Source organism: Enterococcus caccae ATCC BAA-1240 (assembly GCF_000407145.1).
Classification (GTDB): Bacteria; Bacillota; Bacilli; order Lactobacillales; family Enterococcaceae; genus Enterococcus_L; species Enterococcus_L caccae.
In genome coordinates, this window is sequence record NZ_KE136476.1 from 248901 (window position 1) to 267646 (window position 18746).

The window sequence follows — 18746 nt, forward strand, 5'->3', positions numbered from 1 at the left end:
AAATTCTAAGTGAGGAGAGAAGCTGTTTTGAAAAAAATAAAAAAAAGACAACGGTCATTTTTTAAATGGTTCATGCTTATTTTCTGCTTGGTCGGTTCTATTTACGTGGCACAGGCGTCACTTTCGTATACGAATATACCAGTTAAAGCTGCTCTGAAAACGGATTTGCTACCTGGACGGATAAAAGTAAATAAAACAGCAAAGCCAGTAGTCGGAATGGTCAATCAATGGGATATCACACTACGAATCGAAGGACGCAATCAATTTCCACCACCACCTACGGATGTCGTTTTGATCATTGATACATCTGGGAGTATGAAAGATAATGACCGAATGCTTAAAGCGAAAGTGGCTGCTGAAAAATTTGTAAATATGATCTTACGCAAAGATTACGACAATAGAATTGCTCTGATCACATACAACTCAGAGGTAACAAATTATACGTTTAATGAAAGTGGTTGGAGTGGCCAATTTGTTGATTCAACGCACAAAGGTCTGTTAATCGATAAAATCAAAGACTTAACACCAGACGGAGGAACATTTACGCAAGCTGCTATAAAATCAGCAACGGAAGTAATCGCTAAAGCATCTGGAAGTAAACGAGATATTGTATTGATATCAGATGGTGTCCCAACGTATAGTTATCCTCCAACCGAACCGTATAACCAACTGACTGGCATGAAAGAATATACTGTACAAGCTGGCTATACTTATTATGAAAGTGTTAAAACAATTCCAAAAGGAAAATTTAATTACAACAAAGTATATGGGAATGGTGGAAGATATCGTTATGGGGCTTTTGCACCAGATTATGAACAAATGCCAGCAAATTCGAAAAATCGTTTAATGGCTAACCATGCGCACAGTGCGATAGCTGAAGCTTCAATTTCAAAAAATGAGAAAATACCGAACGGCGAAAGTCTAGTAACAGATTTTTACACGATAGGCGTAGATATGGATTCTACTTCTTCAGATGATGAGGTTGTTACAGGAAATCAAACATTGAAAGAAATTGCTTCTTCTGAGGATAAGAGCTTTGCTGCAACTGCAGATAATTTAGAAGATATTCTTAGCGGTATTGCTGGAGAAATGGTTGGGGCAATCAAATCGGGATTTGTTGTTGATCCAATGGGAATAGGATTTGAACTGGATGGAGAAGTTCAAGCCACTCAGGGAACGGCAGTTATTAAAGAGGTAAATGGCCGTCCGACAATCAATTGGAATGTAGGGGCGCTCAAAAAACCTGTTTCCAGTGAGCATGATGAAGATGTGATGTTTGCTGAAATAAAGTACCGTGTCAATGCGGACAACAATGTTTTAAAGTCAACGATCATCGATGAAAATGGCTTAGCAAAAACGAATGGAAGAACAACACTGGTCTATAAAGATTATGAAGATGTTATGAAGCAAGTCGATTTCACTGTGCCTAAAGTCAAACCAATCATCGTTAGTTTACAAAAAAAATTGCACAATGAAAAAGGTGAGGAAATCCAGAGTCAAACGGAGTTATTTGATTTCAATTATGGAGAAGACGAGCATACAACAAATGATCACTTTTCGCTTCATTCAAACGAGGTCAAAAAAATTGTTCACCCATGGAAAGCAGATCAAAACTATGTTGTAGAGGAAATATTAAAAGACAATCAAAACTATGAAACAACGATTGATATCAATGGTTTAACAAATATAGGCTTAAAAAGTAGCTTTAAGTTTGCACCTACTGCTGACGCATATGTACATCAACAAATAATTGTGACCAATAAAAAAATTCCGGAAAAGAAAAACGTTGTTTTGAATATTCGACAAACTGTTCTTGAAGTAAATTCAGAGTTAGTCATACCGTCAAAAGGATTTTATCGCGCTTACATTGATAAGAACCTACAAAACTTGAATTTTATTTCCGGAAGTACAACAAAAGATTCGGCAACTGAAGTGACGAAAGAACTTTTTACAAAATATGAACTCACGTTTAGCAAACAACAAAAACAACTTAAAATCACAAATATAATCCCTGAGTATTATAAATTTTATGGTTATATTGCCACAACGACAAGTTCAGACTTAAACATTACCCATCTTTCTAGCAACACGTCAGCTTTAATCAAGAATAATGAAGCTATCTTAGATTATCAAAAAGAGAATGAATACTGGGTAACGATGTTCATTGTGCCTCAGGTGAGTAACGATACTAATGGAGAGTCGGTTGGCTCACCGAGACCGTATAGTTGGGATTACAAAGTGAACAAATTTGGATCATAGTTTGCATTAAAAAACAAATAATCACAAAGCTATAGCACAGCTTTTTAGAATATTTTTGTATTCTAAAACTGTTTTTTGATAGCCTAAAGTTTCTAAAATAGTTAGATAATTAGTGATATTAGAATTTTTCGCTTGTTTGTGTTTAGTCGTTTGAGCAATCTCATAATTCAAATGTGCAATAACTTTTTCAAATAATCGATAATCAGTTTGAGCATTTTCTTTAGCTAAAGTTGAAAAAAAGAGGACGTTATCGTAGTCCTGCCGATTTAAACACAGAGAAGAAAGATTTAAATAGATTCTTAGTTTAATATCTTGATACTGTTCCATATTGCCTAGCACATCGATTTTTTTTCCGACTAAAGTTCCTAAAGCAATTGCTTCAGAGAGTTCAAAGCTATATAAAGAATTGTTTAATAATTTTAATTCATAGAGATACCATTTGTCTATACCAATCAAATATTCTTTGATTGGTAACATCAACTCTTTCAAACGATAGAGTGAATCTGGCTCCATTTGTTTGTCATTTAAATAAGTCATTGCTTGAGTAATCAAATTTAAATGAAGGTATTTTTTATTGTTTGTTGATGTATATAGCTGTTGAGATTTGTCTAAGAGTAAACTAAGTCTTGTTTCATCTTTTTTAAAAACAGCTTGGCTTAACTGGTGGTACAAGTAATTCTCTGTGGGAAATACTTCTGGATCCAGTATATAGAGAAACTCATTTACTGAAATAAAGAGTTTCTCTAATATCATTAAAAATTTGTCAAAAGAAGGCATACTAGTATTTGTTTCGATTAAATAGTAGGTTTGTCTAGTCATAATGCCTTCATAAATATCTTTTTGACTCAGTCCTTTTTCTTGTCTAATTTTTTTGATTAATGTTCCGTAGTTCTCCAAAATGATTCTCCTTTCTAATGGTACATAATAATTTACCTAGTGAAAAATTTTATAATACTTATGTTATTATAGCAAAAACATTAAATAACTAACAAAAAAAAAAATATTTTTTAATTTTTTTGAATTTGAGAGGAGTTGAGTAAAATGATTCAATTATTGATTTGGTTTATTACATACTAACTAAAAAAGGTGTTTGAGTGTTAAAAAATTAGAATTGTTAGGAGAGCTTGTTTATATGAAACGGAAAATCAGCTATTTATTGTTTTCATTCGGGTTAATTTTATTGATATTGGGCGCTTTTAGCGGGAAACAGGCAGAAGCGGTTCAGACAGCTTCTTGGTCAAATGGGACACGTGTGAATACGCAGATGTCAACAGCATTTACCAATAAGCAACTGTTAAATGTACAAAATAATCTTTTTACCTATAGGGGGCAAACGCAACGTTGTTTTGTTCCAGTATCATGTGGCGGCATTCAAGTGATTAAGTATGATGAACGCACAAATGCAAGACTATCAGGTGCACAATTTACAATTTATGATCGCTGGAATCGTGCTGTTCAGGTGATTCAAACAAACTATAATGGCGTTGCAGAAACGAGAACCTTACCGCTAGGCTACTATTCTATTCGGGAAACAAGGGCACCGAGCGGTTACCAAATAGATACGAGTACATTGAATTTTAGTCTCTTGAGAGCAAGACAACTTGTTTGTATAACGAAAAGCAATAAACCATTACAAACCCAAACAGGATGCCTTAAAGTCATTAAAATCGGTGAAAACAATCAAGCATTAGCTGGAGCTACTTTTGATGTTTATAACGCATACAATCAATACATGGGAAGAATCACGACTAACGCCAATGGTGTGGCAACGATTGGAAATCTACCATTTGGAACGTATAAATTAATCGAAGTGAAAGCACCAGATGGGTACAAACTAGATACAACACCTAAATATGTTACGATTTCTGCAGCATCACCAGGAGGAATAGCTAGTATTACGATTTTTAATAAAAAAGAAGTGAAAACGGGAACACTTGAAGTTATTAAAAAAGATGAAGCGGGTAAATTACTAGCTGGAGCAAAATTTTATGTTCTGAATAGCAAAAATGCTTGGGTTGGACAAATTACAACAAACGCGAATGGGATCGCCACATTGGTAAATCTCCCTTATGATACCTATACGTTGATAGAATACGAAGCACCAGAAGGCTATGAATTAGATCAAACACTAAAATATGTTACTTTATCGGAGAATAGTCCAAATGGCAAAGCAAGTATTACCGTCTTGAATAAGAAAAAAATCACAACCGGCGCACTTGAAGTCATCAAAAAAGATGAAACAGGCAAGTTATTAGCTGGAGCAGAATTTGATGTTTATGATGCAAACGATAAAGTAGTTGGAAAAATCACAACAGGTGCCAACGGTATTGCAACACTAAAAGATTTACCATATGGCACATACAAATTGATTGAAACAAAAGCACCAGAAGGTTATGAATTAGATGCAACACCAAAAACAATTACAGTATCGAAAAGTGATCCAAATGGTGTGGTCAGCATAACTGTTGAAAATAAAAAAGCCAAAACAACCGGAAATCTTGAAGTTATCAAGAAAGATGAAGCTGGAACGCTTTTAGCTGGAGCAGAGTTTGATGTTTATGATGCAAACGATAAAGTAGTTGGAAAAATTACAACAGGTGCCAACGGTATTGCAACACTAAAAGATTTACCATATGGCACATACAAACTGATTGAAACAAAAGCACCAGAAGGTTATGAATTAGATGCAACACCAAAAACAATTACAGTATCGAAAAGTGATCCAAATGGTGTGGTCAGCATAACTGTTGAAAATAAAAAAGCCAAAACAACCGGAAATCTTGAAGTTATCAAGAAAGATGAAGCTGGAACGCTTTTAGCTGGAGCAGAGTTTGATGTTTATAATGCAAAAGATGAGTTAGTTGGAAAAGTGACAACGGATGCCAATGGAGTGGGGCAATTAAACGATTTACCATATGGCACCTATAAACTAATTGAAACAAAAGCGCCAGAAGGCTATGAACTAGATGCGACACCGCACACCATTACTATCGCTAAAGGTGATCCAAACGGTAAATTGTCCGTTGATGTGGTCAATAAAAAAATAGTATTACCTGTAACAGGTTCTCTAAAAATTACTAAATACGTAAAGGATTCGGATCCAACTGTTTACTTACAAGGAGCAGTTTTTGAAGTCTATGATAATGACAATCAATTGATAGGCACTCATACGACGGATGCGAATGGAAATATTTTGTTAAATGATTTAGAGCCAGGAAAATATTATGTAATTGAAGTAGAAGCACCACCAGGTTACGAACAAGATTCAACGTTTTATGAAGTGACAGTTGAATCAGGAAAAATAGCTGAAATTAGACATGCAAATAGTAAAAAAGATAACTTAGGTGGATTGAAAATCAAAAAATTTGCCAAAGATGAATATGGTTTTGAAACAGATACTGTCTTGCCAAATTCTGAGTTTGAAGTAAAAGATTCAGCTGGAAATATCCATAAAGGAAAGACGGACCCTAAAGGTGAACTTTTCTTGTCAGACTTACCAGCTGGGGAAGTACTAATTACTGAAACAAAAGCACCCGATGGCTATAAAATTGATACAGCTACTAAAAATGCAACGATTGTTGCAGAAAAAATTGCAGAAGTAACATTTTATAATATGCCTAAAGAACAAGTAGGCAGAGCCTTAATTTATATTTCAAGTAATGATACAAAAACAGTACTAAGTGGCTTGGAATACAATATCACTTGTACGAAAGGTACAGCATTAGAAACGACTGTTGTAACGAATAAATTCGGACAAATCAGTACGTATTTACCACCTGGTGAATATGAAATAGAACCTGTAACAAAAGGGTATTCAAACAACTCTAAAGCAACAAGCTTTAAGATTGAAGCGAATAAATTCACCATTATTCGAATGACAATTTAAGTAAGAACGAAGAAACACAAAATTGTTTTAAAATAGATTGTTTAAATAACAATCTATTTTAAATAAATGATAATAAAAGTGCACATTTTATTATCCAAAAACCATTTAGGAGGAAAACACACTATGAACAAACAAGCTGAGAAAAAAGTTGGAAAGTCTTTTGAGGAATTAACACCAGAAGAAATGAACAAAGTTCAAGGGAGCTTTGGTTGGAGCTGGTCTTCATCATCATCTTCATCATCATCACGAAGCTGTTACTCTACAAGATGTAGCTATAGCTGCTGCTCTTCAAGATGTTGCGGATGGTAATCTAAAATAATCAAGTTGCTAGACGACTTCCTCTTGATAGGAAGTTTGTCTAGCACTTGTTTTTAACTGAAGAAATTTTACATAAATAAATGAATAAAAGGAGTTTGACATGAGCTTTAAAAATCTAGCAAAAGGCACATCGATCCGACAACGATACGATGCCCTAAACGAATATTATCAAAAAAATAATCGAACATATCCTGAAAAACAGCTTGAAAATTATAAAAACTGGCGCAAGCGCCCAACGACTGTAACAGATGAGCGATTTAAGGAAATTTTGAACTCATTAGAGTTGACCGAAAAGGATTTTGGTTTTGCAATCAAAGAATTAACAGCAGAAGAAAAGGACTATATCTATACGACTAGTGCTAAAGAACAATGGATAAAAACGACAAAAATGATTTTCTCACAAGAGGATCGCTTAGTTGATGATGTTTCTGATGAGGAAAAAACAAATTTCACCTATGTTTTACGCTTGCATATTGATTATTTCGAAAAACAATTAGCACAAATCATCACTGAGTTTCCCATGCTTCAGATTCAAGCAACTGCCATGGAGGATTTTATTGCTGAAGTAATCAATCGCTTTATGGACATTGGATTACGAACATTTGTGTACGATTTACATGTAGAAAAAGATAAAATGGCACTTTCGGAATCACTAGATGAAAAAGAAGGGTTTCGCCAATACTTGATCACTCGGTTTAATACACGAGAAAAATTGGTTGATTTTTTTGATCAGTATCCAGTATTAACAAGAATTTATGCAGAAACAATTGATTTTCAGCTGATTAATTTTCGAGAGTTAATGCAAGCACTAGCGGAAAGTGAAACTGAATTGAACCAAGTATTTCAAGTAGCAAGACCGCTTTGTTTGACTGGTTTAAAAATGGGTGCAGGTGATTCTCATGATCAAGGGAAATCAGTAGCGATTCTAACGTTTAGTGATCAAGTCGATGTTGTGTTTAAACCAAAAAATTTAATGATCGGAGAACGTTTTGATCGCTTTGTACAAAAAGTCAATCAGATGGACCCAGCCTTTAATTTTTATTTAACAACTAAAATAGTGAAAGAAAAATATACATTTGAGGAACGATTGATTTATTCTGAATGTTTGTCAGAAGAGGAGGTTATGCACTATTATCGTCAATTTGGACAGACAGTAGCCTTGGTTTATTTATTGAATGGGAATGATTTTCATTTAGAGAATGTCTTGGCTTTTGGAAAATATCCGGTTCTTATCGATCTTGAAACAATTATTCAAAACCATTTCCCAATGCCAGACAGTGAAAATGCAATTGTGAAAGTCATGCAAGAAAATGGGGAATCAGTCGTAATGAGTGGACTAGTTCCAATCTATCTATTTGAAGAACGAGCTGAAGCAGATGTGGAAGGTACAACAAAAGGAATTCAGCTGAGTGCTCTTAGTGGCGGAGAACAAAAATTACCATATAAAGTGTTGAAGCTAATTAATTTTGATTCGGTCAATATGCAATTTATGTATCAAGAACATATCACTGATGCGGCCGAAAATATCCCTTTATATAAGGGGGAGAAAGTTGATTTTGCCCCTTATATCCAAACAATTATTGATGGTTTTAAAGAATTTTCGGCATTTGCGATGGAGAACAAAGAGACATTGGCTCAGTTAGCGGAAAACACTTTTTCAAACTGCGTGGTTCGTAATGTGATCAAAACAACACAGAGTTATGGTGATTTACTGGATTATTCAACGCATCCGACTTGTATGGTCGATTACATTGAGCGTGAAAAACTTTTTGAAAATCTATGGATGCATGGGTATTCTAGTTCAGAACCTGTTCCGTATGAAGTCCGGGATATGTTGCAACATGATGTGCCGATTTTCTTTAATCCTACGAGTACAAAAGATTTAATGGCTAGTCAAGGCGAGATCATCAAGGATATGTATCAGGAAAAAGCAATCGATCTAGAAATTTTACGATTAAAGAATTACTCAGTATTAGAAGAAGAGCAACAGTTAGATTATCTAAAAACGTCATTTGGTTTATATCATTCGACAGATTTACAAGAAAAATCAATTCCGCTATCAGAGAAAACGCATCAAGCAACCTTTTTAGATGGAGCTGTTGCAATTGGAGAAGCTGTTCTTGATGCTGCCTTTTTAGGAGAAGAATCGATTGCCTGGAAAGATATTGAAGAAACATCGCCAGATAATTACGTGGTCAATGTTATGAATGAAAACTTTTATGACGGAATCAGCGGGATGTATTTGTACTTTAGCGAGTTGTATCATGTTACAGGGAATAAAAAATTTCAGAAGCCCTATGAACGAGCCGAAGCACTAGTGTTGAAGCTTGAAGAAGATTATGTGGATAGTATTTCAGCTTTCTATGGTTCTTTTGCTGCAGTGTATCCATTGCTTTATAGCTATAGATACACTCATGATCCTAAAGTATTAACAGCTGCGGAATCAATTGCTGCAAAATACATGGAAAGATATGAGAAAGATAGTGTTGAAGGCTATGATTGGAACGGAGGTATTGCTTCGATTATAAAAGTCTTTGTGCATTTGTATCAAATCACAACTAAAGAAGACTATTTTAGCTTTGCTAAGCGACTACTTTTAGAGTTAGATCTTACAAAAATCACTCAGGGCGGTTTTGCTCATGGCTATTCTGGCATAATTTATAGTGCGAATAGTTTGTTCAAAATCGAAAAAGATCCTGAAATCATGTTATTGATCAAAACATGTTTAGTGAAAGAAAGAACGACTTTTGATCCAGTTCAAAAAGGTTGGCTAGATCTTCGTCCGACACCTCCAATGGTCAATGATTTGTGGTGCTATGGTTCTACAGGGATTGGTTTAGCCTATTTAGATTTGTTGAAGAGCAGTTTTGACGATTCGCGATTGGCTGGAGAAGTTCAGCTTGCAGCAGAACGCTTGATCAAACAAGATAAACGAGATGATTGCTTATGTCACGGTAATTTTGGCGATTTGGAATTCCTAATCGAATATGGAAAAACGAGTTTGGCATCACAACAACAAAAAGAACAAATTGAAGCAAAGGTAAAAAAAGCACATCAGAAAATGCTTAAAGAAACGTATACATTTGAAGGATTACCAACGATTCCTAAATATGGATTGTTCACGGGATTAGCTGGTATCGGACATCAACTTTTACGAATACATGATGCAAATCAAGTAGCGGACATACTAACGTTAGAGTTGCCAAAAGAATAAGGGGGAATCGGATTGACTAAAAAAGTACCATTCACTGAACAAAGTGAACATAGTGAATGTGGACTGGCATGTACAGCAATGGTTTTGAACTATTATGATGATAATGTCACGCTAAGCCACCTTCGAGATGTATATGGTGTGCCTAAAGGTGGTAATACACTTACAAATCTAAATCAAATTTTATTGGATCGTGGGATCGAAACAAAAGCGATTCGAGTATTGGATCTAGAAATTTTGGAGGAACAGACCACACCTACGATTTGCTTTTGGGAGGAGCGGCACTACGTTGTTTTAGAAAAATTAACAGCTAAAGAAGCAACGATTCTAGACCCTGCTAGTGGGCGGAAAAAAATCAAACGAGCTGAATTTCAAGCAAGTTTTTCTAATATTGCGTTGATCCTAACGGATGTTGACGTTACGATCACACAACGAAAGAAGAAAAAAAATGCAACTTGGACGATCCTAAAAAATATTTTAAGTGACCAAAAAGCGAAAGTGGCTCTGTTTATTGTCTTAACTCTTTTGATTCAAATGGTCACAATCGCAATCCCCAGATTGACGCAAATGATTATCGACAACGCGAATGTCGCTGTGGGAAATATCTTTCAAATTGGTTCAACGATTGCAATTCTCTTTATTGCGTATTATTTGCTACAAGTTGCAAGAGGTTTAGTTTTGATTATTTTGGAGAACCTATTTGATTTAACCTTAATGAAAGCGTTTATGAAGAAAATTATTCATTTACCATTACGTTTCTTTGTCAATCGTTCAACAGGTGATTTAATTTTTCGTGCAAATCTGAGCGTGATTATCCAGCAAATCATGAGCCAACGAATGCTGACGATTTCAATAGATTTTCTATTCGTTTTCATTTATTTGATACTAATGATCGATTTATCCCTCAATCTGACGCTTATTGCTATTTTTGGTGCAGTTATGATGGGGACGATTTCAGTTATCAATTCCAGAAGAGTACAAAGTATTACGAATAAAGAATTGATCGCTCAATCGAAAGTTCAACGATTGTTAGTCGAATTGTTCGAAGGGATGGAAACAGTTAAATCATCTGGATCTGAAAATCAATTCTACACGAAGTGGCGTACGGAGTTTAAAAAACAAATTATGTTGCGAGCAGAAAAAAATCGCTTTTCAACTTGGGTTAGGACGATTCAAACATCCATTCAATTTATTTTACCGATCATATTGATTTATGTTGGACTCTTCCAAGTGACGAAAGGTCAGATAACATTAGGAGCGCTAATCAGCTTCAATGCATTATCAGGAGCTTTTATAGCACCAATCGTGACTGTTTTTGATTCGTATACAGAATTTTTATTATTACGTTCATATTTTGGTAAATTAAATGAAATCTTAGAAGCAAAAGATAATCCTCGCTTAGCAATTGAAGGGGAAAAAATAAAAACAATCGAGTCCGTAACGGTGGAAGATGTTTCATTTAAATACAGTTATTTTGAAGAAGACATTTTACATGAAGTTTCCTTTCAAATTGAACCAGGTGATAAAGTGGCGATCGTTGGTAAAAGTGGGTCAGGGAAAAGTACCTTATTAAAATTACTGGCAGGCTTATATGATACGACTTCAGGACAAATTAAATTTAACGATATCGATCTAAAACAAATCGATGATGTCTCGTTAAAGAATTGCATTAGTATTGTCAATCAAAAACCGACGATTTTTAATGCTTCTTTATATGACAATATCGTGTTGAATCAAGCAGATGCAACGGATGAACGAGTGGAACAAGCGATTTTTGATTCAAGAGTGGATGAAATTATTATGAATTTGCCTTTAGGTTTAGAGACTCAAATTTCAGAAGGTGGAATGAATTTATCTGGTGGACAAATGCAACGGATATCTATTGCTCGAGCATTGGTCAAAGAAACCAGTCTACTATTGATGGATGAACCAACAAGTTCGTTAGATAATATTTCGGAAAACTTTATTATGAATCGTTTAAAGACATATGATTTTACATGCATTATTGTGGCGCATCGTTTAAATACGATCAAACATTTCGACAGAATTTTAGTGATGGACCAAGGGAGAATCGTAGAAGAAGGGACACATCAAGAATTATTGGCGTTAGAAGGATATTATCATTCGATCTATCATGATCCAATGAATGTCACATAACAAATAATTAGTTGGGATATAAGGGGGAGAAATATAATGGCAGTTATTGGTTATATGCGTGTTAGTACACATTATCAAAAATTTGATTCTCAACAACAGGCATTAAAAGATTACGGTGTCGATAAAATTTTTAAAGAATACGAAAGTGGACGTAAAAGTTTTCGCAATGAATTAAATAAAGCGTTGAATAGTTTGAAACCTGGCGATACATTCGTTATTTTTAAATTGGATCGATTGGCTAGAGGGACGAAGCAGTTGTTGGTTTTACTAGAAAGATTCAATGAACAAAATATAAATTTTGTTAGTATTGAAAACAATATTGATACTTCAACACCAATGGGGCGCTTCTTTTTTACAATCATGGGCGCATTTGCTGAAATGGAAGCGGAATTGATTCGCGAACGAGTATTGGCAGGCTTGAGTGCAGCTAAAAAAAAAGGTGTCATTTTAGGCCGTCCACCACTTGTGAATCAAGTGAATGAAGCGCTTGAGCTTTATCATAATACCAAGATGTCAACAGAAGCAATCTCCAAACGTTGTGGTATTTCGACTTCAACAATTTACCATCATCTTAGAAAAGATGGTATTTATCGAACAAAAAAGGTGACCTATTCAGAAAAAGGAGACAAAATGCTTGTCAGCAGTGGGGAAAAGAAATAATAATAAAACAAGGCTGGAACATAACTCTACGAGTCACATACCAGCCTTAATGAATCAGAGCAAAACGGTGCGATCAAAAGCAACTACTTCGTTACACTAAGATGTGAAGACTACGGTTGTAAAACACAGTGAATAAAATGAACGGATATTGCATAATCCCTACTTGGCCAAAAACAGTTGAAAAGAACCAAGTAGGTACCGATATGTTCATTTCTCAAGCTCACTGTGGTTTCGTGAATTTCCTCTTAGTTCTAGGAGCTAGCCGTTTCTGATACAACTTCGTTTGGTTGTTATTGTAAAATGCGCGCGTATCTTGTCGCAAATTCATTATTATAAGACACACCATTTACATTGGTACCGATGTCCCAGTTGGCAGACCAAGTCATCAATCCTTTAATTGGATTACCATCTTTTGCTAGCTGATCAAGAGCTTTGTAAACTGCGTTTGGGTCGCTAACATAACCGCTACCGGCACCATCAACATTTGCTGGAAGCCCCAAAACAAGTTTGTTGTTTGGAATTTTCAAGAATGTTCGTGTACCATGGATCATGGAATCAGACATGTAATAAAGAAACTCATATTTTAAAGCATCGTTGCTTTGAGGAATCCATGTCATAATTTCGTCTACCCAAACACCATCACCGCCTTGATTATACAACTGTGGCGCAATATAGTCATAATAACCATCTAAAGAAGTAATGTATTTTTCATAAGCGCCACCTGGTTTTAAGTAAGGGAATTCAGGTGCCATTGTGATGAGAAAATTTTTCCCTTGTGTTTTATAATGTTCTTTGACTTTTTTCAGAGCAGTTGGGATAACTGTTTGGTTATCACCAGCTGTAATAGCAGACTGTTCTAAATCAATATCAAGTCCATCAAAGCCGTATGTTTCAACTTGACGAATAATTTCATCAGCGAAAGCTTGTTCATCGCCTGCTTTTAATTGAATATGAGCATCTGCTCCACCTAATGCTAATAAGACAGCACGACCTTGACTATTTAGCAAAGCGACATCTTGGCGAAAAGCGGCGTCTGTTTTGTTATATGGAGCGAAAGTTGGAATGCGATTGACACCATCACTTTTCATAAAGGAAACTGGGACAACATTATAGGCCTTATTTACATCCGCTAATGAAATGTTTGCGGATGTTCCTTGCTTGTAGCCATCTCTGCCTTTAGAAGCCCAGTTGTGCCAGTAACCGACAAGAACTTTTTTATTTGCTACACTGACCATCTCACTGGCTGAATCAGAGGCATGCGCAGGCAGTGGTGTGAGTAAACTACCAAAGACAATACCTGAAACAAGTAAAAAAGCTGGAATAAACTGTTTGAATTTCATCTATATTGCTCCTTTGCTCATTTATTATTTAACATTAACATCGATTGCTTGATAGAATGCATTTGTCGTATCGAAAACATTCCATACAGCGTAAATTACATGATAGCCTTTGCGATCGCTTGGTACTGTGATCGTATGGTTGACAGAGGCTTCTGGAATCGTTGCTTTATCATCAACACGACCAATTAAGTCGAAGTTTTTAATATCTAATGGTTGATTTTGATTCCAGCCTTGTTTTGTCATATAGTAATCCCATGTAGATGTTCTATGGCGAGCAGTCAAAGTCCAATTGATTGCAAGTGGTCCAGTTGTGATATCTGATTTGTGCCAACGATCTGTTGTTTGAACGTCTAGTGGTTCGAATCCGCTAACACCTGCACTAGCTAATTTTCCTGGAGTGAACGTATTTTTAGTTGCCTCAATACTTTGAGGTTCCCACTCAGCGCGTCCTACATTTTTATTTATTTTTCCACCTTGTGCACTACCAAAATAGGCCCGGCTTCCTGGTGATGAAACATATCCATGAGCATGAGAGACAGTGGCTGAAACGGATAAACCTCCCACCAATAAACTAAGTGTAAGGACTGCTTTGAGCATTGTTTTTTTCATTGTGATTCCTCCTAAAAATATTTTTATAGCGCTTACAATTGTAAATTTAACATGTTGTTTTATATTATTCAAATGATATGCAATTATTTTTTAAAATGATAGTTTAGTGAGAGGAATTGTGTAGATAACGATTGAAGCTGTTTCATTCTAATCTATGAAAAAAACTGCTAGTTGGTGAAAGGCTACTTCCTTCCCAACTGGCAGTTTTATGTTAATGAATTGTTTAGCGAGTCAATGTTTTTTCATCATTTTCGATCACATTCAATAAATTTTGATTATTATTAAATGTAGCAAAAACTTTTGCACTGCTGAAGTCAGGTCTTGTTATTTCAGTAGAGCGCATGAAATCATTAAATGCGGTTTCATATGCTAAAAGATCCAACATGTACAAGGATTGATAGGATCGATTTAGATTCATTCCCTGTGAAGCTAAATCATATGCAGTATCATAGTGTTTAATTAATGAGTAAAATTTTGCTGTATTAAAAAATATTTTTGTTGCTTCGATAGGCATTTTGACGGTCATTTTTTTCAGCATATCAATAGATTTTTCATAATAAATCTGCGCTTTATCTAGTTCATTCGCCATTTCGTATACGATACCTAAGCTATTAACAGAAAGAATCGCATAAACGGAATTTGAATCACCAAGTTCATCGGCTCTGTAAAAATAAAATAAGCCATCTGTTGTATTGTCATAGCCCAGCAGATTAGTGATCCCCATAAAATAAAACCAGCGAACTTCTAGCTCTTTATTTTGAAAATCAGCAACGTTGATCGATGTTTCTTTTAAAAGTGAATAAGCTTCTTTATGTCTGAATGTATTACATAATTCTTCTACATGATTGAGTAAAGAAGTTAGTTTTTTTTCATCATTATCATCTAACACACTTTCCAGACTGAGATTTAGCCTCTTGCATATTGCATCAAGGATCTCAAGACTGTCGCAGACATTTTTATTTTCAATATTACTTACAGTTCCTTGCGTACAAATTCCGGCGGCTAAAGTTACTTGTGACAATCTTTTTTGTTTTCTTGCGGTTCGGATTATGGCGCCTTTGATTCTCATATTTTTCCCCTCTATATTTAAGCGTTATAGTTATAGTTTTATATAATAGTATGGTATTATCCCCTTGGAATCAACTAGTTTTTTTGGAGGGATAGGGATGCAAGCACTTTGGGATCTATTGTTTGAAGTACTTAGTGATGGCAATACAGGTCACGTGTAGTGTGAAAAAATTAGTTATTAGGATTTTTTTTGAAACAATTAGTTAGAAGTGAAAGCTTTTTAAAACAGGGTATTTTCTATTTTGTTTTAGAAAGTTTTTTTGTTTTTTTTATAAAAAAGATGATTATTTTACAGAAATTTAAATAAATCTCTATTTTCAAAAATTGTAAAAAGTACTACTTCTGTAAGTGATACAAATATTGCCTATTTTATGATATGAAAGCTGTGATATTCTGTTTTTGTAATCGATTACAAAAAATAGAGGAGAAAAAATGAATGAATAAAATTGAAGAAATAATTAATAGACGACTAATGCCCATTGCGTTAAAAATTCAAAATAATCAATACATGAGTGCGATTTCTGATGGTTTTTCAATGATTTTACCTATCACGATGTTGGGAGCTATTTTTACATTGTTATCCAGCATGCAATTTGAGTGGTATCAGAATTTTTTAGCAATGACGCACTTAGGCACTATTCTTGGGTACACATCAAAAGTCACAACTGATTTGATAGCGCTCTACGTTGTGAGTTCTATAGCGTATAACTTAACAATAAAATTAGGATTTAAAAAAGATGCCTTTTTTTCAGCACTACTATCATTCGTTTTATTTTTTCTTATGTTGCCAGCTGGAGTAAATCATCAATTAGAATCAGGCGAAATTATTTCGGTTTCCAATGCTCTGGGAACAGAATATTTAGGAGCAAAAGGGATGTTTATGGGCATTCTATTAGGAATCATTGTTCCCATAATTTATTGTGGCGTGGTTAAACGAGGAATCATTATCAAAATGCCAGAAAGTGTTCCGCCCACAATTGCAAAATCGTTTGCTTCTATTGCGCCAGCTTTTATTCTGACAGGTATCTTCTCCTGTGTTCGTTTTGGATTTGAAATGACTTCATACGGGGATGCAAATAATTTTATTTACACTATTTTAGGTGGCCCTTTACAATCTTTGGGAAATAGTCCATGGTCATTTATCATTTTAATTGTGGTAGCGCAATTGTTATGGTTCTTTGGAATACATGGATATATGATCATTCGTCCTATTTTGCAGACGGTTTTTATTCCACTAAGTTTGATGAATCTAACTGCTTTTGAAGCAGGTGAACAGTTACCAAATGCAATCACGTATCAACACTATGGTACTTATGCCAATTTAGGTGGTTCCGGTGCTTTATTAGGCTTAGCAATTTTAATGGCTTTCACAGCGAAAAGCGATCGTTATAAAAAATTGGGAAGAATGGCCTTACCAGCAACTTTTTTTGGAATCAATGAACCAGTTATTTTTGGGATTCCAATGGTGTTGAATACGATTTTCTTTATTCCTTTTGTCTTAGGTCCAATCATAATGTTTGTAGTTCCGTATTTATTGCAAGTGTTTCACGTAATTGAAACATTGAGAGGTATCCAGTTGCCACTTGGAACACCTGCTTTAGCATATGGTTGGTTGGAAGGTGGTTTACCCATTTTGATTGTGCAGACCGTACTGATTATCATTCAACTTATTTTATGGTTTCCATTTTTTAAAGCGGCAGATAAACAAGCAATGCTTGAAGAAAAGCAAATAGGCATAGAAATACGTGAGGAAACGGAAAAAGTGAGGGATTCAGTTGCAGAAGTTTAAAGAAGGTTTTTTATGGGGGGGCGCATTAGCTGCTAATCAATCAGAAGGTGCTTATTTGAAAAACGGCAAAGGGCAATCGATTATTGATATTTTACCGGTGGGAGTAGAACGTAAGCGGGGCTTGAAAGAGCCAAATTATGTGATGGAACAAACCTTTGATTACTATCCAAGCCATCAATCAATTGACTTTTATCATCATTATAAAGAGGATATTCACTTATTGGCTGAATTAGGGATCAAGTGTTTACGGACATCAATCAGTTGGCCTAGGATTTTCCCAAATGGTGATGAAACTCAACCTAATGAGGCAGGACTGGCATTTTATGATGCTGTGTTTGACGAATGTTTAAAATACAATATACAGTTGCTTGTAACAATCAATCATTTTGATACACCATTGAACTTAGCCCAAAAATATGGTGGCTGGCAAAATAAACAACTGATCTTATTTTACAGAAGATATTGCAAGGTACTGTTTGAACGATACCACAAAAAAGTTAGGTATTGGATCACATTCAATGAAATCAACATGATTTTACGTAACCCGTTTTTGGCAGGAGGAATCGTAAAAAGTGGAAATAAAGTGGACAAAGAAACGATTTTTCAAGCAGCACATCATCAATTACTTGCCTCTGCTGAAGCAACAAAACTAGCAAAAGAGCTCGATTCTAACATACAAATTGGGTGTATGTTAGCAGCAGGCAGTGTGTATCCATATACATGTAATCCCAAAGATGTTCAAGCGGCACTAGAACGAAGTAGAGAGCAGTATTTTTTCATCGATGTTCAGGTCAATGGATGTTATCCTTATTTCGCGCATCGTTATTTTGAAGAGCATGGCATTCAATTGACGATTTCAAAAGAAGAGACAGCACTTTTAGCTGAACATACAGTAGACTTTGTGGCGTTTAGTTATTATACTAGTCGCTTGGAAACAGTAGATAGTGAATTAAGGAAGAATCTTATTGAGGGAAATGCTATGGCAAGTATTAGAAACCCCTATTTAAAGGATGCTGGTTGGGGCAGACAAATCGATCCACTAGGCTTTAGGATTACCATCAATGAAATCTACCAACGTTATCAACGTCCGTTATTCGTCGTTGAAAATGGATTAGGTGTGGAAGATACATTTGATGAGGGGGCTATTCATGATCCTTATCGAATTGCTTATTTTCGTAGTCATATTGAGCAGATGGCAGAAGCCGTAAAAGATGGAGTGGATTTAATTGGTTATACGACTTGGGGGTGTATTGATTTGATCAGCGCGGGTACTGGCGAAATGAAAAAACGTTATGGGTTCGTTTATGTTGATTTAGATAATGAAGGTCATGGCAGCCGTAAACGTTACAAAAAAGATAGCTTCGCTTGGTATCAAAAAGTGATTGCGACCAATGCTGCCGTTTTATAAGAACTTGAAATAAGCTGGAATACCTAAGAATTGTTTGATCG

General features: G+C 35.3%; 12 protein-coding genes. 8 read left to right on the plus strand and 4 right to left on the minus strand.

Annotated features, from left to right (window positions below):
* Positions 1-27 precede the first annotated feature (27 nt).
* Positions 28-2259: a vWA domain-containing protein gene (locus I580_RS15645; RefSeq protein WP_010770871.1), complete on the plus strand. Its 2232-nt coding sequence runs from the start codon at positions 28-30 to the stop codon at positions 2257-2259.
* A 21-nt stretch (positions 2260-2280) separates the two neighbouring features.
* On the opposite strand, the gene I580_RS15650 is transcribed toward I580_RS15645, so the two are convergent.
* Positions 2281-3156 (minus strand): helix-turn-helix domain-containing protein, encoded by an 876-nt coding sequence (locus I580_RS15650; protein WP_010770872.1) that lies wholly within the window; start codon positions 3154-3156, stop codon positions 2281-2283.
* A 235-nt stretch (positions 3157-3391) separates the two neighbouring features.
* Here I580_RS15650 and I580_RS15655 point away from each other — a divergent pair, with 235 nt between their 5' ends.
* The 5 genes from I580_RS15655 to I580_RS15670 all read left to right on the plus strand — a co-directional run bounded on the left by I580_RS15655 (position 3392) and on the right by I580_RS15670 (position 12491).
* On the plus strand, positions 3392-6145 hold the full coding sequence (locus tag I580_RS15655) for a SpaA isopeptide-forming pilin-related protein (RefSeq protein WP_010770873.1): 2754 nt from the start codon (positions 3392-3394) through the stop codon (positions 6143-6145).
* A 123-nt stretch (positions 6146-6268) separates the two neighbouring features.
* Positions 6269-6454, plus strand: a complete 186-nt coding sequence (locus tag I580_RS17160; protein ID WP_139843294.1) for a serine-rich class II lanthipeptide — start codon at positions 6269-6271, stop codon at positions 6452-6454.
* A gap of 109 nt (positions 6455-6563) precedes the next feature.
* Positions 6564-9677, plus strand: a complete 3114-nt coding sequence (gene lanM / locus I580_RS15660) for a type 2 lanthipeptide synthetase LanM (RefSeq protein ID WP_010770874.1) — start codon at positions 6564-6566, stop codon at positions 9675-9677.
* Between the two features lie 12 nt (positions 9678-9689).
* Entirely contained in the window at positions 9690-11831 is a 2142-nt protein-coding gene (locus I580_RS15665; RefSeq protein WP_010770875.1) for a peptidase domain-containing ABC transporter, read from the plus strand.
* Between the two features lie 36 nt (positions 11832-11867).
* Positions 11868-12491, plus strand: coding sequence for a recombinase family protein (locus tag I580_RS15670; RefSeq protein WP_010770876.1), 624 nt, complete (start codon positions 11868-11870; stop codon positions 12489-12491).
* A gap of 290 nt (positions 12492-12781) precedes the next feature.
* Here the strand turns inward: I580_RS15670 and I580_RS15675 are convergent, their stop codons facing one another.
* From I580_RS15675 to I580_RS15685, 3 genes are all read right to left on the minus strand, one after another.
* Positions 12782-13831: a chitinase gene (locus I580_RS15675; protein WP_010770877.1), complete on the minus strand. Its 1050-nt coding sequence runs from the start codon at positions 13829-13831 to the stop codon at positions 12782-12784.
* Between the two features lie 24 nt (positions 13832-13855).
* Positions 13856-14440: a lytic polysaccharide monooxygenase gene (locus tag I580_RS15680; RefSeq protein ID WP_010770878.1), complete on the minus strand. Its 585-nt coding sequence runs from the start codon at positions 14438-14440 to the stop codon at positions 13856-13858.
* Between the two features lie 223 nt (positions 14441-14663).
* Positions 14664-15509, minus strand: coding sequence for a helix-turn-helix domain-containing protein (locus tag I580_RS15685; RefSeq protein ID WP_010770879.1), 846 nt, complete (start codon positions 15507-15509; stop codon positions 14664-14666).
* Positions 15510-15944: 435 nt separating this feature from the next.
* Between I580_RS15685 and I580_RS15690 the strand changes: the two genes are divergently transcribed.
* Complete coding sequence (locus tag I580_RS15690) at positions 15945-17297, plus strand: PTS sugar transporter subunit IIC (RefSeq protein WP_010770880.1); 1353 nt, start codon at positions 15945-15947, stop codon at positions 17295-17297.
* Positions 17284-18705 carry a 6-phospho-beta-glucosidase gene (locus I580_RS15695; protein WP_010770881.1) on the plus strand — a complete coding sequence of 474 codons (1422 nt, stop codon included), beginning with the start codon at positions 17284-17286 and terminating at the stop codon, positions 18703-18705. Before I580_RS15690 ends, I580_RS15695 begins: the two co-directional genes overlap by 14 nt.
* The last annotated feature ends 41 nt before the right edge of the window (positions 18706-18746 follow it).

What these genes read in the sequence shown, in the direction of transcription:
- I580_RS15655 (WP_010770873.1), top strand. Translation starts at nt 3,392, where the DNA reads ATGAAACGGAAAATCAGCTATTTATTGTTTTCATTCGGGTTAATTTTA.
- I580_RS17160 (WP_139843294.1), top strand. Translation starts at nt 6,269, where the DNA reads ATGAACAAACAAGCTGAGAAAAAAGTTGGAAAGTCTTTTGAGGAATTA.
- lanM (WP_010770874.1), top strand. Translation starts at nt 6,564, where the DNA reads ATGAGCTTTAAAAATCTAGCAAAAGGCACATCGATCCGACAACGATAC.
- I580_RS15670 (WP_010770876.1), top strand. Translation starts at nt 11,868, where the DNA reads ATGGCAGTTATTGGTTATATGCGTGTTAGTACACATTATCAAAAATTT.
- I580_RS15675 (WP_010770877.1), bottom strand. Translation starts at nt 13,831, where the DNA reads ATGAAATTCAAACAGTTTATTCCAGCTTTTTTACTTGTTTCAGGTATT.
- I580_RS15680 (WP_010770878.1), bottom strand. Translation starts at nt 14,440, where the DNA reads ATGAAAAAAACAATGCTCAAAGCAGTCCTTACACTTAGTTTATTGGTG.
- I580_RS15685 (WP_010770879.1), bottom strand. Translation starts at nt 15,509, where the DNA reads ATGAGAATCAAAGGCGCCATAATCCGAACCGCAAGAAAACAAAAAAGA.
- I580_RS15690 (WP_010770880.1), top strand. Translation starts at nt 15,945, where the DNA reads ATGAATAAAATTGAAGAAATAATTAATAGACGACTAATGCCCATTGCG.